The sequence below is a fragment of the Salipiger sp. CCB-MM3 genome, assembly GCF_001687105.1.
Taxonomy (GTDB): Bacteria; Pseudomonadota; Alphaproteobacteria; order Rhodobacterales; family Rhodobacteraceae; genus Salipiger.
In genome coordinates this window covers 2,183,900-2,199,312 of record NZ_CP014595.1, presented here as the reverse complement: position 1 = coordinate 2,199,312, position 15,413 = coordinate 2,183,900, and the positions used below count along the sequence as shown (strand labels likewise).

General features: G+C 65.6%; 14 protein-coding genes. 11 read left to right on the top strand and 3 right to left on the bottom strand.

Annotated features, from left to right (window positions below; genetic code table 11):
- Positions 1-148 precede the first annotated feature (148 nt).
- Entirely contained in the window at positions 149-2,620 is a 2,472-nt protein-coding gene (locus tag AYJ57_RS10690) for a hypothetical protein (protein ID WP_066104786.1), read from the bottom strand.
- Positions 2,621-2,760: 140 nt separating this feature from the next.
- Here AYJ57_RS10690 and AYJ57_RS10685 point away from each other — a divergent pair, with 140 nt between their 5' ends.
- Positions 2,761-3,459, top strand: a complete 699-nt coding sequence (locus AYJ57_RS10685) for a thiamine diphosphokinase (RefSeq protein ID WP_066104784.1) — start codon at positions 2,761-2,763, stop codon at positions 3,457-3,459.
- On the opposite strand, the gene AYJ57_RS10680 is transcribed toward AYJ57_RS10685, so the two are convergent.
- Positions 3,380-4,321, bottom strand: coding sequence for a DMT family transporter (locus AYJ57_RS10680; RefSeq protein WP_066104783.1), 942 nt, complete (start codon positions 4,319-4,321; stop codon positions 3,380-3,382). The genes AYJ57_RS10685 and AYJ57_RS10680 overlap by 80 nt on opposite strands.
- A 322-nt stretch (positions 4,322-4,643) precedes the next feature.
- Between AYJ57_RS10680 and secG the strand changes: the two genes are divergently transcribed.
- Entirely contained in the window at positions 4,644-5,033 is a 390-nt protein-coding gene (secG, locus tag AYJ57_RS10675) for a preprotein translocase subunit SecG (RefSeq protein ID WP_066104779.1), read from the top strand.
- Between the two features lie 170 nt (positions 5,034-5,203).
- Complete coding sequence (locus AYJ57_RS10670) at positions 5,204-6,847, top strand: CTP synthase (protein WP_066104775.1); 1,644 nt, start codon at positions 5,204-5,206, stop codon at positions 6,845-6,847.
- Positions 6,848-6,922: 75 nt separating this feature from the next.
- Here AYJ57_RS10670 and AYJ57_RS10665 read toward each other — a convergent pair whose 3' ends face one another.
- Positions 6,923-8,050, bottom strand: a complete 1,128-nt coding sequence (locus AYJ57_RS10665) for an acyltransferase family protein (protein WP_066104772.1) — start codon at positions 8,048-8,050, stop codon at positions 6,923-6,925.
- 328 nt (positions 8,051-8,378) lie between these two features.
- Here AYJ57_RS10665 and AYJ57_RS10660 point away from each other — a divergent pair, with 328 nt between their 5' ends.
- The 8 genes from AYJ57_RS10660 to AYJ57_RS10625 all read left to right on the top strand — a co-directional run bounded on the left by AYJ57_RS10660 (position 8,379) and on the right by AYJ57_RS10625 (position 15,377).
- On the top strand, positions 8,379-9,167 hold the full coding sequence (locus tag AYJ57_RS10660) for a 23S rRNA (adenine(2030)-N(6))-methyltransferase RlmJ (RefSeq protein ID WP_066106973.1): 789 nt from the start codon (positions 8,379-8,381) through the stop codon (positions 9,165-9,167).
- A gap of 147 nt (positions 9,168-9,314) precedes the next feature.
- Positions 9,315-9,722, top strand: coding sequence for a hypothetical protein (locus AYJ57_RS10655; RefSeq protein WP_237220140.1), 408 nt, complete (start codon positions 9,315-9,317; stop codon positions 9,720-9,722).
- A 167-nt stretch (positions 9,723-9,889) separates the two neighbouring features.
- Positions 9,890-10,330: a tellurite resistance TerB family protein gene (locus tag AYJ57_RS10650; RefSeq protein ID WP_066104767.1), complete on the top strand. Its 441-nt coding sequence runs from the start codon at positions 9,890-9,892 to the stop codon at positions 10,328-10,330.
- A gap of 146 nt (positions 10,331-10,476) precedes the next feature.
- Positions 10,477-11,289 (top strand): ABC transporter ATP-binding protein, encoded by an 813-nt coding sequence (locus AYJ57_RS10645; protein WP_066104765.1) that lies wholly within the window; start codon positions 10,477-10,479, stop codon positions 11,287-11,289.
- A gap of 49 nt (positions 11,290-11,338) precedes the next feature.
- Entirely contained in the window at positions 11,339-12,061 is a 723-nt protein-coding gene (locus AYJ57_RS10640) for a transporter substrate-binding domain-containing protein (RefSeq protein ID WP_066104762.1), read from the top strand.
- Between the two features lie 50 nt (positions 12,062-12,111).
- The gene (locus AYJ57_RS10635) at positions 12,112-12,993 is read left to right on the top strand and encodes an ABC transporter permease (RefSeq protein ID WP_066104759.1); all 882 of its coding nucleotides are present in this window, start codon (positions 12,112-12,114) and stop codon (positions 12,991-12,993) included.
- Positions 12,990-13,799 carry an ABC transporter permease gene (locus tag AYJ57_RS10630; RefSeq protein WP_066104756.1) on the top strand — a complete coding sequence of 270 codons (810 nt, stop codon included), beginning with the start codon at positions 12,990-12,992 and terminating at the stop codon, positions 13,797-13,799. The genes AYJ57_RS10635 and AYJ57_RS10630 overlap by 4 nt, the downstream gene beginning before the upstream one ends.
- A gap of 234 nt (positions 13,800-14,033) precedes the next feature.
- The gene (locus tag AYJ57_RS10625) at positions 14,034-15,377 is read left to right on the top strand and encodes a glutamine synthetase family protein (protein ID WP_066104754.1); all 1,344 of its coding nucleotides are present in this window, start codon (positions 14,034-14,036) and stop codon (positions 15,375-15,377) included.
- The last annotated feature ends 36 nt before the right edge of the window (positions 15,378-15,413 follow it).

The window sequence follows — 15,413 nt, the reverse complement described above, 5'->3', positions numbered from 1 at the left end:
TCCCCCCTGCCCTGTTCCCGCAGCGCGAGGCACATCGCCGTGAACGAGGCGTCCGCCCGGCCCGGTGACCCGTCCGGCCCGGTGAAACGCAAAGCGCCCCCGCGATGGCTCGCAGGGGCGCTTTGATGGCGGGGTCTTGGCCGCCGGGTCAGCCTGCGGCGCGGGCCGAGGGCTTGAAGCTGATCCGGTCGGAGACGGTGAACCGCCCGCCGCCGGTCTTCTCGATCTTACCGTCGCGCAGAAGCTGGCCGAAGCTGCGCAGGCGATCCTCGCGGCTCGAGTCCTCGCCTTCCACCTGACGCACTTTGGTCATCAGCTGCGGGCGCGAGAACTGGGCGCGGCCCTCGATATACGACAGGTAGGAGGCTGCGGCCTCAAGAAGATCCGGCAGGTCGTGCGCGCCGACGCTTTCGGCGTAGCTGGCGAAATCGCCCTGAACGCCTGCGGGGGCTTGCTCTTCCAGATCGGCCAGCGTCACCCGGCGCGGACGCAGCGGCGCTTCGGGCGCATCCGCGGTTTCGTTCACGCGCTGCTCGGCGACCAGCTTCAGCGGCGCGGGGCGCAGCGGAGCTTCGGCGGCGGGGCGCTCGGTGGCGGCCTCCTGCGGAGCCGGCGCGGGGCGGCGCGGACGCACCACATCCGCCAGATCCTCGCGGTAGGGCTGCGCCTGCTCTTCGGCGTCCTTCTTGCGGCCCAGCAGACGGTCGGCGCGGGTTGCGGCCACGGCGGCGCGGAGATGCGCGATGGCGCTGCGGCGGCGGTTGCCCTCGGGCTCTTCAAGCTGGGTGTTGGTCTCGTTCAGGATACGCGAGGTGTCATTGTCCTCGACGCTGGTCTCGGTCAGCATCATGCGCGCCGGGCTCGAGAGCTTCACCGCCTTGCGCACGTCCTGCTGCGCGGCGCGGATCATCTCTTCGATGTCACCGTCTTGATCGTCACCGTCTTGATCGTCCCAGTCCTGATCATCACCGTCCTGATCGGCCTCATCCAGCGGCGCGTCGAATGCTTCGGTGAATTCCTCGGCCAGATCGTCGTCTTCGTCATCCTCATCGTCGAGCAGGGCATCGCGGGCGGCTGCGGAGGCGGCGAGGTCTTCCTCGTCGTCATCCTCATCGTCCCAATCGTCGTCGCCCCATGCTTCGTCGTCGAAATCCTCATCCTCGAGGTCTTCGTCGTCCCAAGCGCTCTCTTCCTCGGTCTCGGCTTCAAGCTCGGCAAGCAGCGTCTCGGCGGGCACCGGCGTGTCCGCCTCGGCCTCTTCCGCCGCCGCGCTGATCTGGTCGAGATCGTCGACCTCGTCCCATTCATCTTCGAGACCGGCGGCCAGTTCGGCCTTCACCGCTTCAAGCTCGCGGGCAAGGTCGGCCTCGTCATCGGCGCTGAGGCTGCTCTTGGCAGGCTCTTGGCGCACTTCTTCCAGCGCACCCGTCGCCACGGCGGCGTCAAAGGCGGCGCGGCTCACCTTCACCACGCGCACCCGGCGCGGTTTGGACGGCTTTGCGGCCTCCGGCGCGGTGTTGGTGTCGGTGGCGGCTTCTGCGGAAGCCTCAGGTGCAACCCGGACCACTTTCGCGGGGGCCGCAGCTTCGGGCTCAGCCGCCTCGATCTCTGCCTCTTCAGCATGGTCCGGCGCGGCGGCAAAAGCCTTGGTCAGCGCAAAGGGGGCGTCCGCGACGGGCGCGTCGAGCTCTGCCTCGAGCTCTCCCTCAAGGTCCGCATCCGTGGCATCCTCGGCGGCATCCTCTTCGTCGTCCCAATCTTCGCCCTGCAGCACCGACAGGTCGATCTGCATGTCCTGCGCGTCGTCCGCGTCTTCAGCGCTCTCATCAAGGGCCACATCACGGACCTCGGGCGCATCCACATCGAGCGTGCCGAGCATGGCGGAGACGGCGGCAACCGTGTCTTCACCGTCCTGATCGGCGTCTTCGCTCACGTCCGGCGCGGTCGCGGCAACGGCCCCGCCCGACACAACGGCGCGAATGCGGCGCAGTTTGGCGGCCACGCTGTCGTCGGAGGCCGGAACGATGCCTGCAACCGGCGCGGCGGGCGCCGCAGCAGCGGCAACCGGCTCGTCGTCGTAATCATCGTCAAAGGCGTCATGGGCGGGCACGGCGCTTTCCGCCGCAAAGAACGCCGCCTCGGCGGAGAGGCTGTCATCGCCTTCGGCCAGAATCTCGGCCTGCGCCTCGATCTGCGCGGATTCGGCGGCGGCTTTGGCAGCAGCCTCCGCGTCGCGCTGCAGCTCAGCTTCCTCGGCGGCGGCCTCGGCGGCAGCGCGCTCGGCGGCCTCGCTCAGTGCCTTTTCCATGCCGCGCTCGGCGTCGGGGCCGACCACATCGGCACCGGCCTGCGCTGCCGCGGGCATCGCCGCATCGGCCAGCGGCCCGCGCAGCACCAGACGGCCGCTCTGCGCGTCGGCACTGACCTGCGCCTGCATAAGCTGCGCGGCAAGCTCGGGATCAAACTGCGGCGGCTCGGCACCGAAGAAGCGATCTTCCCGCACCACACCACGGAAGAAATTCGTGCTCTCCTTGACCACCGCGAGGGGATCCTCGAACCCTTCTGCCGTACAGGAGAAGGTGCCGTAGGAGACCGTCAATATCTTGCTGGAACTCACCATGTGCCGCTCACTCTTTCACTCGATCTGCAACAAACTGTTTACCATCTACCAGGAGACCAAAGCTGACCGAATCTGAGGTTTTCACCGTATCATTTCATGACCAAATTGTGGTCGTTTTCGCGAAAAGCCACTAAAAAGCCATGAATCCCGGAGCTTCCGAACGTCTCAGGTCCGACGGACCCGTCTTGCTGGCGGGCGGCGGAGACTGCCCGCCCGACCTCTTGTCGCCGCTGCTGGACAAGGCCCAGCTGCGCGTGGCGGCCGATGGCGGCGCAGATGCGCTGCTGGCAGCCGGGGTGATCCCCGATGCGGTGATCGGCGATCTCGATTCCCTGACAGACGACGCCCGCGCCGCAATCCCGCCAGAGCGAATCCATCTTATCACGGAACAGGACAGCACCGATTTCGACAAGTGTCTGCGCAACATCGCGGCACCTCTGGTCTATGCGGCGGGCTTTCTTGGCGCACGGCTTGATCACCAACTGGCGGCGATGACGGTTCTGGCGCGTCACCCCGACCGCCGCTGCCTGCTGGTGGGCCGCGATGACGTGGTGGCGCTCTGCCCGCCGCGGATCTCGCTCGAGCTGCCCATCGGCTGCCGCTTTTCGCTTTATCCGATGGCGGACTGTGGCGGCACCAGTTCCGGGCTGCGCTGGCCGATCGACGGGCTGCGTTTCCGCCCCGATGGGATCACCGGCACGTCGAACCAGACCGATGCACCGCGTGTGGACCTGAGCTTTGATGCCCCGAAGATGCTGATCATTCTGCCGGCGCAGCATCTGGCGCCACTGGCGCAGGCGCTGCAGCAAGCCGACGCGCGATGGCCCGCTCGCGCATGAGGATATAAAGCCCCGAGGCGACGGTGATGCAGATGCCCACCGTCGCCAGCCCGTCCGGCAGGTCGCTCCAGACCAGAAAGCCGAACAGCGTGGCGAAGGGAATCTCCAGATATTGCATCGGCGCCAGCGTCGCGCCGGGCGCAAAGCGCAGCGACCATGTCATCAGCAGATGCGCCAGCGTCCCCAGCAGGCCAATGCCAAGGATCAGCCCCCAGACCTCGGCCCCCTCGCCGCTCCACTCCAGCGCGGGCAGCATGGCCCCCGGCAGCAGCGCCAGCACCGGCACGAGGATCAGCACCGCCATCCCGCCCGAGATCGCCTGCAGCGAGATCGCATCGGTTTCGCGCGCGATCTGCCGCGTAACCAGCATGAAGAGCGAGAAGTTCAGCGCCACGCCCAACGGCAGCAGCGCCGGCCAGCCGACCTCGGCAAAGGCGGGCTGCACCACCAGCAGCGTGCCGACAAACCCGACGCCGCAGGCCGCAAGCCGCCGCCAGCCCACCTCCTCGCCCAGCACGTAATGGCCGAGCAGCAGCATGAAGAACGGCATGACAAAGGCGATGGCCACCGCATCGGCCAGCGGCAAATGGCGCAGCGCGGCGAACATCAGCCCAATGCCCAGCATATGCAGCAGCGTGCGCAGCGCGGTCAGGGCGAAGATTCGCCGCCGCATCCGCCAGACCCGATGGGTAGCGATCACCAGCGGTGCCAGCACCAGCGCCTGAATGGCAAAGCGCAAAAGCAGCAGCTGGCCGATCGTGACCTTGTCCCCAAGCAGCTTGGCCGTCGCGTCGCCCATCGGGGCGACGATGCAGAAGCCAAGCATCAAAAGGACACCAAGAAGAGGACGATCACCAACCATGAGGCGAACGGTAGCCGCACCCTTTCACTCAGACAAGAATTTCTGTCATGTGCCGCACCGGGTCTGAGCGAAAATCCCCCGCTCTCAGCCCATCGAGGGCCGCCCGGCCGCTGCGCCCAAGAGTGCGTATTTGTGGAACAATGAAGCGGGGGCGGCGGGTGATGCTGCGGTTGTTTTGGCGCCCCGCGCCTGAGTTCCATCCTGACTTACATGCCGCAACGGGCGGGTGCCGCCGCATTGCCGCCAAGAGCCGGGTTGCGTGTGCAGTCGCCTTGCCCTACACAGCGCCCGTTCAACACAGCCGGAATGCCTGAGACGCCCCATGGAAAACGTGATCCTCATCGTGCACCTCCTCCTTGCGCTCGCGCTTATCGGCGTGGTGCTTCTGCAGCGATCCGAAGGCGGCGGCCTTGGGATGGGCGGCGGCGGCGGTGGCGCCATGAGCCAACGCGCAGCAGCCACGGCACTGGGCAAGATCACCTGGGGGCTCGCCATCGCCTTCATCATCACCTCGATCACCCTGACGGTGCTCGCGGCGAGCGATGCAAGCGGCACCTCGGTCATGGACCGGCTCACCGGCGGCAGCTCCGCCGAAGAGAGCGACGGCTCCGCTCCGGCAACGCTCGACACGGATGGCCTGCTGCCGCCGCCGTCGGGCGAGACGGGCACCGATTCTGGCGCAGATGCGCCGATGGTTCCCAGCGCGGACTAATATCCGCCAGACTAACAACAGCTTGAGGGCCGCCTGTCAGCCGCAACAGCATCTTGCGGTTGGCTAGACAGTGCGGCCCGAATCCTTTATACGTGGACTCCCGTGATGCTGCGGCTCGTTGGGCCGTGGGTGTCCTCCATTTTGACGCAAATCACGGGGTCGCGCTGCCAATGGCACGTTTCATCTTCATCACCGGCGGTGTCGTTTCTTCGCTCGGCAAGGGTCTGGCTTCCGCGGCGCTTGGCGCGCTGCTGCAGGCGCGGGGCTTTTCGGTCCGCCTGCGCAAGCTCGATCCGTATCTCAACGTCGATCCGGGCACTATGAGCCCCTTCGAACACGGCGAGGTCTTCGTCACCGACGACGGGGCCGAGACCGATCTCGATCTTGGCCATTACGAACGCTTCACCGGCGTTCCGGCGCGCAAGACCGATTCCATCTCGTCGGGCCGCATCTACACCAATGTGCTCGAGAAAGAGCGCCGCGGCGACTACCTCGGCAAGACCATTCAGGTCATTCCGCATGTCACCAACGAGATCAAAGACTTCATCTCGATCGGCGAGGATGAGGTGGATTTCATGCTCTGCGAGATCGGCGGCACGGTCGGCGACATCGAGGGCCTGCCCTTCTTCGAAGCCATCCGCCAGTTCAGCCAGGACAAGCCGCGCGGCCAATGCGTGTTCATGCACCTGACGCTGCTGCCGTGGATCAAGGCCTCGGGCGAGCTAAAGACCAAGCCGACGCAGCACTCGGTGAAGGAACTGCGCTCGATCGGCCTCGCGCCCGATATTCTCGTGTGCCGCTCCGAGGGGCCGATTCCCCAGAAGGAACGCGAGAAGCTCGCGCTCTTCTGCAACGTTCGCCCCGACAGCGTGATCGCCGCGCAGGATCTGTCGTCGATCTACGACGCGCCGCTCGCCTATCACCGCGAGGGGCTCGATCAGGCGGTTCTCGATGCGTTCGGCATCACCCCTGCGCCGCGCCCCAACCTCGAAAAGTGGGAAGACGTCTCGGAACGCATCCACAACCCCGAGGGTGAAGTGAACGTCGCCATCGTCGGCAAATACACCCAGCTCGAAGACGCCTATAAGTCGATCGCCGAGGCGCTGACCCATGGCGGCATGGCGAACCGGGTGAAGGTGAATGTCTCCTGGGTCGATGCCGAGCTCTTCGATCAGGAAGACCCGGCGCCGCATCTCGAAGGCTTCGACGCGATCCTCGTGCCCGGCGGCTTTGGCGAGCGCGGCACCGAGGGCAAGATCAAGGCGGCGCAATTCGCCCGCGAGCATAAGGTGCCCTACCTCGGCATCTGCCTCGGCATGCAGATGGCGGTCATCGAGGCGGCGCGCAACGTCGCAGGCGTGGCCAAGGCGGGCTCGGAAGAGTTCGACCACGAGAAGGGCGAGAAGCGCTTCGAGCCGGTGGTCTATCACCTCAAGGAATGGGTGCAGGGCAACCAGCGCGTGAACCGCTCGGTGAGCGACGACAAGGGCGGCACCATGCGCCTCGGCGCCTATGACGCAGTTCTGACCGAAGGCTCGAAAGTGGCCGAGATCTACGGCACCACCGCCATCGACGAGCGTCACCGTCACCGCTACGAGGTCGACATCAAATACCGCGAGGCGCTGGAAAAAGGCGGGCTCTGCTTCTCCGGCATGTCGCCCGATGGCCGCCTGCCCGAGATCGTCGAATGGCCCGATCACCCTTGGTTCCTTGGCGTGCAGTTCCACCCGGAACTGAAATCGAAGCCCTTCGATCCGCACCCGCTCTTCAAGGATTTCGTGCGCGCCGCGAAAGAAGCCTCGCGTCTGGTCTGAGCGCCACCCTCACAGAATTCGAAAAGGCCCGGGCATACGTCCGGGCCTTTTTGCGATAGGGCCTGCGCCCGCGGATCACCGCAGCGCGCCGCGCCCGGCCAGCGCGGGCATCGCGCCCACCGCCCAGCCTTCCAGCGCAAAGACATGCCGCCGCAGCCGCAGCGCCGGGCGCTCGATCAGCACCCACGACAGATGCGCCACCAGCGCCGTCACCGGCAGCGACACCAGCGTGATCCAATACCATTCGCGCAGACCGGGCAGCAGATAGGCCACCAGCTGCTCGATGATGAAGTGATAAAGAAAGATGCCATAGCTGAGATCGGCCCGCTTCAGCACGCCAAGCCGCGGCGCATTCATCAACCCCAGCCCCACCGTCACGTAAGAGATCGCGAAAATCCCCACGTATTGGCCCAGCCCGCTGAGGCTGAACGCGATCACCGCGATCACCGCGCCTGCCAGCACGAATCCAAACCGCACGGCGATCACCTCGCGCCACGCATGCAGGCAGACACCGCAGACGAAGGCCAGCACCAGCGCCCGTCCGGTGACCGTGCCGACCCAAGGGTCGAAATGCCAGCCGGTGTTCAGCCCCATCTTCACCACCGACAGCGTCAGGAAGGCCAGCAGACCCAGCAGCAGCACGCGCCGGTCGCGCCGCGCGCCAAGCAGCGTCAGAAGGCCAAGGCCGATGTAGCAATAAAGCTCATAGGGCACGGTCCACAGCTGGCCGTTCGCCAAGCCTTCCTGCGGGTTGCCCGCGAAGACCCCCGGCAGATACATCGACTCGTTGCTCACATGGCCAGTGGCGTTGAGCAGATAGCGGGCAAACTCCTCGGCGGCGAAATACTCGGGCCACGCCAGCGAGGTCACCAGCGGCCCCAGCACCACCGCCGACAGCACCACTTCCACCGCCAGCGCCGGATAGATGCGGATGAACCTCAGCCCCATGAAGGAAAACAGCGTGCGGCAGCGATAAAGGCTGCCCGCCACCAGAAAGCCCGACAGGGCAAAGAACATCGGCAGCACGGTCATCGCCAGCCCGTCGCTGGGGAAATGGCTCCAGATCACCTCCATGTAGAATTGCTGCCCATAGGCGATCTGCACGCTGTGAATTGCCAGAACCAGAACCGAGAGCAGCAGTCGCATATAGTCAAAGCCGCTCGGGCGGCCCTCGGCCGCCGTCATGAAGTCCTCGATTGTCACGGTTTCGCTCCTCGGCGCGGCAGAGGGGCGTCCCGTCCTCTCGCAGCCGCGCGTAAAAATTTTCAAAAATTTCTTCCGTCAATTGGGGCAGCATCGCGCGCGCTTCAGGGCCCCGCAAGGCCGAACCACCCGCTCCGCCGATGTGGGCGCTCTGTTGCTCGCATTTGCGCCGCCGCGCTCTTGCCCTGCCCGCCGCAGCGGCAGGCCGAAAGCGCGCGCCAAAGGCCACTGGCTCGACAGGGCGCGCCGCAAGGGCTATCTGCTGCGGCATATGCATGGGTTGTGCATGCTTTGTGCATCGCTTGTGCCCCCCTGCTCCGAGGCCCAGATGCTTTCCTACCAACACGCCTTCCACGCCGGGAACCTCGCCGATCTGCAAAAGCACGCGCTGCTTGCAGAGCTGCTGTCCTACCTCACGAAGAAGGACAAACCGCTCACCTATATCGAGACGCATGCCGGTCGCGGGCTCTATGATCTGACCTCCGACGAGGCGGTAAAAACCGGCGAGGCGGCGCAGGGCATCGGCGCCCATGCGGGCATCTTCGGGCAGGATCATCCCTATCTCGCCGCGCTGGATGCGGTGCGCCGCGAACATGGGCCGAACGCCTATCCGGGCTCGCCGCTCATCGCCTCCAAGCTGCTGCGCCCGAACGATAAAATCCACCTCGCCGAGCTTCACCCGCAAGAGCATCAGGCGCTGACGCTGGCACTGCGCGCGCCCAATGTGACGCTGCACCGGCAGGATGGATTCGCCCTCGCCCACAGCCTCTGCCCGCCAGAGCCCCGGCGCGGCGTGCTGCTCGTCGATCCGCCCTATGAGCTCAAGCAGGACTACGTCGAGATCCCGAAATTCTTTCGCCAGATCAACAAGAAGTGGAACGTCGGCGTGCTTGCGCTCTGGTATCCGATCCTCAGTTCCGCCGCGCATGTGCCGATGCTGGCGGCGCTGACCGAGGATTTCCCCGACGCGCTCTGCCACGAGATCCGCTTTCCCCCCGTGCGCGAAAATCATCGGATGATCGGCTCGGGCATGTTCGTGGTGAACCCGCCGTGGGGTCTGTCCGAGGCGGCAAGCGCCCTCACCGATCGGCTGCGCCGTGCCAAGGCCGCGCGCTGACCGCGCAAGACCATTGCCCGCCGCCGGAACCTGACGCAAAGTAAGTCAGACGACACTCAGCGAACAGGGCCGAAATGACACGGTTCACGCATATGCGCAGCCGCGCGCACCTAGGCTAAGACTTTGCCGCGCGGTCTGAAATTCTGGATGGCAGCCCCCGAGGCAACGCCGCTCGAACCCTGCGATGTGCCGCTGGCGCTCGGGGCGCTTTTGCTGCGCGCCGCCGCCGAAGCCCAAGGCCAGCCGCCATTGCTGCGCGTGTCGGTGGTCGATGCGGTTCTGGCCCGCCGCCACGAATTGACCCCGCGCGAGGCCGCCGAGATGCGCATCTCCTGTCAGGCCGTCGCGGCGGCAGCCCCCGACACCGCCTGTTTCGCCGCGCTTTTGGCCCGCGCGGTCGGCTATCGCGAGCGGCTGGCGCTGGCGCATTGTCTCTATGAAGTCATGGCCGACGCCGAAGCGCCCGCCGCCTCGCTGCAGAGCGCGCTATGGCTGTCGGAACATCTGCTTTTCGTGACGCCGCAGGATCTTGCCGCGCCCAATCGCGCGAATTGACCAACTGTAGCTGGCCGTAGCTGGGGGCTCTGCCCCAATCCGCTGGCGCGGATTTCCCCCGGGATATTTGCCTCTAGACGAAGGCGGAAACCGTCGCACACAGCTTCGTGCGACGCCCGTCACGCTCTGCCGTTGGCGCGGCGGCAAGAGGCGGCTATATCTTGCCTATGTTTGCGGATTTCCTGAAACGGCTGGTCGATCCCGGCCCCGAGCTCCTGCCCGACGCCGATGCGCGGCTGGCGCTCTGCGCTTTGCTCGTGCGTGTGGCACGGGCCGATGAAACCTACGACCAGTCCGAACAGGACCGGATCGACCGCATCGCCGCGACGCGCTATGGCCTGTCGCCCTTCGAGGCCAGCAAGCTGCGCCGCGAGGCCGAGGCGCTGGAGGCCGAGGCCCCCGATACCGTGCGTTTCACCCGCGCGATCAAGGACGCCGTAGCCTATGAGGATCGCATCGCGGTGATCGAGGCCTTGTGGCAGGTGGCGCTGGCCGACGGCAGCCGCGACGACGAGGAAGACGCGCTGCTGCGGCTGGTGTCGAACCTGCTCGGCATCAACGACAGAGATTCGGCGCTGGCCCGGCAAAGGGTCGAAGCCGCGGGCTGAGACTCCGTCCATCCGGCTGATTTCCGGGCAATTGCCCATTTACGCCGCGCAAACCCGGCAGAGCCTGCTGTTTTGCGCATGGACATCGGGGCTGCTTTTCGCCCATTCTCGCCGCCAGATTCAGCAACTGCCCAAGAAGGTGAGGCTTGACCGATCCCGCTCCTGCCAACGCCCCAGCCAACGCAAAGACCCTCGATCCCGTCATCGAGATCCGCGATCTGCACAAGGCCTATGGCGAGCTTGAAGTCCTCAAGGGCGTCAGCATCACCGCCAAGCGCGGCGACGTCGTCTCGCTGATCGGATCTTCGGGCTCGGGCAAATCCACTCTGCTGCGCTGCTGCAACCTGCTTGAAGACAGCCAGCAAGGCGAGATCCTGTTCAAGGGCGAGCCGGTGCGCTGGCACGGCTCCGGGCACAATCGCCGCCCGGCGGACCCCAAGCAGGTGCTGCGCATGCGCACCAATCTTTCCATGGTGTTCCAGCAGTTCAATCTCTGGGCCCATATGACCATCCTGCAGAACGTGATGGAAGCGCCGCTCACCGTGCTCGGCCGTCCGCGCGCCGAGGTCGAGGCCGCCGCGCGGCGCTATCTCGACAAGGTCGGCATCGGCGACAAGGCCGACGTCTTCCCGGCGCAGCTTTCCGGCGGCCAACAACAGCGCGCGGCGATCGCGCGCGGGCTATGCATGGAGCCCGAGGCGCTGCTCTTTGACGAGCCGACCTCGGCGCTCGATCCCGAGCTGGAGCAGGAAGTGGTCAAGGTGATCAAGGATCTGGCCGCCGAAGGCCGCACCATGATCATCGTCACCCACGACATGAAGATGGCCCATGACGTGAGCGATCACGTGGTGTTCCTGCACAAGGGGCGCATCGAGGAAGAAGGCGCCCCGGCCGAGCTGTTCGGCGCGCCGAAATCGGAACGACTGCAGGGCTTCCTGCGGTCGACCAGCCATGTCTGACAAGCGGCCAAGAACCGCAATCGGACGCGTAAACCAGGGAGCAAGTTACATGAAATCCATCCTTCTCGGCACCGCCGCGCTGGCGATGACCGCCAGCGTCGCGCTGGCACAGGACGTGGTGCGCATGGGCACCGAGGGCGCCTACCCTCCGTACAACTTCATCAACGACAGCGGTGAAGTGGACGGCTTCGAGCGCGAACTGGGCGACGAGCTCTGCACCCGCGCCGAAGTGACCTGCGAGTGGGTGACCAACGATTGGGATTCGATCATCCCCAACCTCGTGTCGGGCAACTACGACACGATCATGGCTGGCATGTCGATCACCCCCGAGCGGGCCGAAGTCATCGCCTTCACCCAGAACTACACCCAGCCAGACCCTTCGGCCTACCTCGTGCTTTCGGGCATGGAAGACGTCGATCTGAAGGGCGCGGTGATCGCCGCGCAGACCGGCACCATTCAGGCCGCCTTCGTCGCTGAAATGGGCGCAACCCTCGTGGAATACGCCACCCCGGACGAGACCGTCGCCGCCGTGCGCAGCGGCGAAGCCGACGCGGTTCTGGCCGACAAGAGCTATCTCGCGCCGGTCGCCGACGAGAGCGACGACGTGGTGCTGCTCGAACAGGAAGAGCTGATCGGTGGCGGCGTCGGCATGGGCCTGCGCCAGAGCGACGCCGAGCTGAAAGAGAAGTTCGACGCGGCGATCCAGTCCATGAAGGACGATGGCTCGCTCAACGAGCTGCTCGTGAAATGGGAAATCGGCGCTCCGTTCTGAGCGCCCCAAGACGAGGGGGCCTGTCCGGCCCCCTCGACGGCTGATCCGACATGTTCTCTTGGTGTACCGACCCCGACGCGATCTCTGGCCTGAGCTGGCTGAGCTGCTACCTGACCACGGGCAAGCACATGTCGATCTATGTCTCGGTCGGCACCGTGCTGCTGCTGCTGGCGATCACCGCGCCGGTGGCGCTGGCCTTCGGTTTCGGCGGCGCCATGGCGGCCCGCTCCCCCTTCCCGCCGCTGTCGTGGCTGGGCAAGGGCTATATCGCCATCGTGCGCGGCGTGCCGGACATCGCCTTTTTCCTGTTCTTTGTCATCGCCCTAGACCAGTTCTTCGAGTGGATCCGCCACGAAGTGAAATGCCCCGACTGGGATCAGCCGATCCGGCAGGGCAATGACTTCGTGGTCTGCGCCGAGGCCAAGCTGCCGCTGTCGACCGCGGCACAATGGGTGCATGAGACCTATGGCTTCTCGCTGGCGGTGCTGACCTTCGCCATCGTCTTCGGGGCTTTCGCGGGCAATGTGCTCTTTGGCGCCATGCGCGCCGTGCCACACGCCCAGCTCGAGACCGCCGAGGCCTATGGCATGACCCGGCGCCAGACCTTCTGGCGCATCCTCGTGCCGCAGATGTGGGTCTATGCGCTGCCCGGCCTGTCGAACCTGTGGATGGTGCTGATCAAGGCGACGCCGCTGCTGTTCCTGCTGGGGGTCGAGGACATCGTCTATTGGGCGCGCGAACTCGGCGGCTCGAAGACCGCGCGCTTCACCGACTATCCGCACCCCGACTGGCGGGTGTGGTATTTCGCGGCGCTGCTGGTCTTCTATCTGGTCTTCACCCGCGTGTCGGAGATCGTCCTTGACCGCATCATGAAGCGCCTCACCCACGGTCAGGCGACCATGGGCGGCGAAGCGCAGAGGAAGGCCTCATGAGCTGCTGGGAAACCATCGCGGACTACGGGCTGCGCTCGATCGGCATCGGCGAGCGGCTGCTGCCGCGCGACAATTTCACCCTGTGCCAGCAGTTCACACTGATCGGCTCGGGCATGCTGTGGAACATCTACTTCGGCATCGTCAGCCTGATCACCGGTTTCTGCCTCGCCACGGCGCTGGCCATGGGCAAGGCATCGAAGATCACCCCGCTGCGCAAGCTGGCGGAATGGGTGATCTTCGTGTTCCGCGGCTCGCCGCTCTTCATCCAGTTCTTCTTTGCCTACTTCCTGTTCCTCAGCCTCAAGAGCGTCTCGCCGGTCTTCGATCCGCTGACCTCGGCGTGGCTGGGCGCGGCGATCGTGCTGTTCTTCAACACCGCCGCCTATTCGGGCGAGATCTTCTACGGCGCGCTGCTTTCGGTGCCCAAGGGCGATGTGGAGGCGGCTGACGCCTACGGTTTCTCGGGGCTCCCGCGCTTCCGCCGCATCGTCTGGCCGACCATGCTGCGCCTCGCGTGGCCCGCCTACACCAACGAGGCGATCTTCCTCTTCCACGCCACCACGCTGGTGTTCTTCTCGGGCTTTCCGGCGTGGCAGCAGCGGGGCGACGCGCTCTATTACGCGAATTACTTCGCCGACAAGACCTTCAACCCGTTCATCCCCTACCCGATCCTTGCGGGCTATTTCATCCTGCTGACACTCTGCGTGGTCGGCGTCTTCGGGCTGATCAACAAGCGGCTGAACCGGCATCTGCCCAAAGAGCGTCGCCAGAAGATGCGGATGCGTCCGCGGCTCTTGCTGCGCTGACGGAGCGGACGCAAGGCGCGCCGCCTGAGCGCCCTTACCCAAGGCCCCCACCATACCCTGGCACCTGTCAGCCCCGGAGTCCGGGCGCCCGGCCATATTTCGCGTGGCAGGCGGCTTCTCTGCGCGCCCGCTCTTTCATCTTTCCAAAAATACTCCTCTCTTCCCGCCACCCCCCCGCTTGCCAGCGTGCATCCGAGTCGCTACGCTTAATTTGATCAAATTTCCGGATAGACCATGACAGACCCGAAAACCTGGCTCCGCAAGAACCCCCAGGTCCGCACCATCCGCGTCGCCGCCTGCGATCTCAACGGCCAGCCACGCGGCAAGCGCGTGCCCTCCCGTTTCGCCCATAAGGTCGTCGAGGATGGCACCCGCTTCCCCTTCTCGGCCCTCAACCTCGACATTTGGGGCGAGGACATCGACGACAGCCCGCTGGTGTTTGAAAGCGGCGACCGCGATGGCGTACTCAAGCCCACTGAGCGTGGCTTTGTGCCGATGCCGTGGCTCGAGGCCCCCACCGCGCTTTTGCCGATCTGGATGTTCCACGAGGGCGGCAAACCCTATGAGGGCGATCCGCGCCACGCGCTGGCGCAGGTGGTCCGCCGCTACAAGAAACACGGGCTGACCCCCGTGGTGGCGCTGGAGATGGAGTTCTTCCTGATCGACGACAGCACCCGCAAGCTGCAGGTGCCGGTCTCGCCCCGCTCGGGCAAGCGCCGCAAAGCCGCCGAGGTGCTCTCGATCCGCGCGCTCGACGCGTTCGACATCTTCTTCACCGATCTCTACGACGCCTGCGAGGACATGGACATCCCCGCCGACACCGCCATCTCCGAGGCGGGTCTGGGTCAGTTCGAGATCAATATGATGCATCAGGACGATGCGCTGCGCGCCGCCGACGATGCGTGGCTGTTCAAGATGCTGCTGAAGGGGCTGGCGCGCCGCCACGGCTTTGCCGCCTCCTTCATGGCCAAACCCTACGAGGATTACGCCGGCTCGGGGATGCATATGCATTTCTCGGTGCTCGACGAGGACGGCAACAACATCTTCGACGACGGTGGCCCCAAAGGCACCGACGTGCTGCGCCACGCCATTGGCGGCTGCGTCAACGCCATGAGCGACAGCACGCTGATCTTTGCGCCGCATCTCAACTCCTACGACCGGCTGATCCCCGAGAACCACGCGCCCTGCGGCATCTCTTGGGCCTATGAGAACCGCACCGCGGCGATCCGCGTGCCCTCGGGCAGCCCGGCGGCGCGGCGCATCGAGCATCGCGTGGCGGGCGGCGACGTGAACCCCTATCTGCTGATGGCCACCATCCTCGGCGCGGCGCTGGCCGGGATCGAGGACGAGATGGAGCCGCCCGCACCGATTACCGGCAACGCCTACGCGCAGGACCTGCCGACGATCCCCACCGACTGGGAATCGGCGATGGACGCCTTCGAGGCCAGCCCAATCATGCCGCGCATCCTGCCGCCCGAACTGATCCGCAACCTGCTGCTGACCAAACGGCAAGAGCAGCTCTACATGGCCGAACTCTCGCCGCAGGAGCAGGTAGAAATCTATCTCGATACGGTCTGAGCACCACCTTGCCGCCCTCGGGCGGCAAGGCTACCT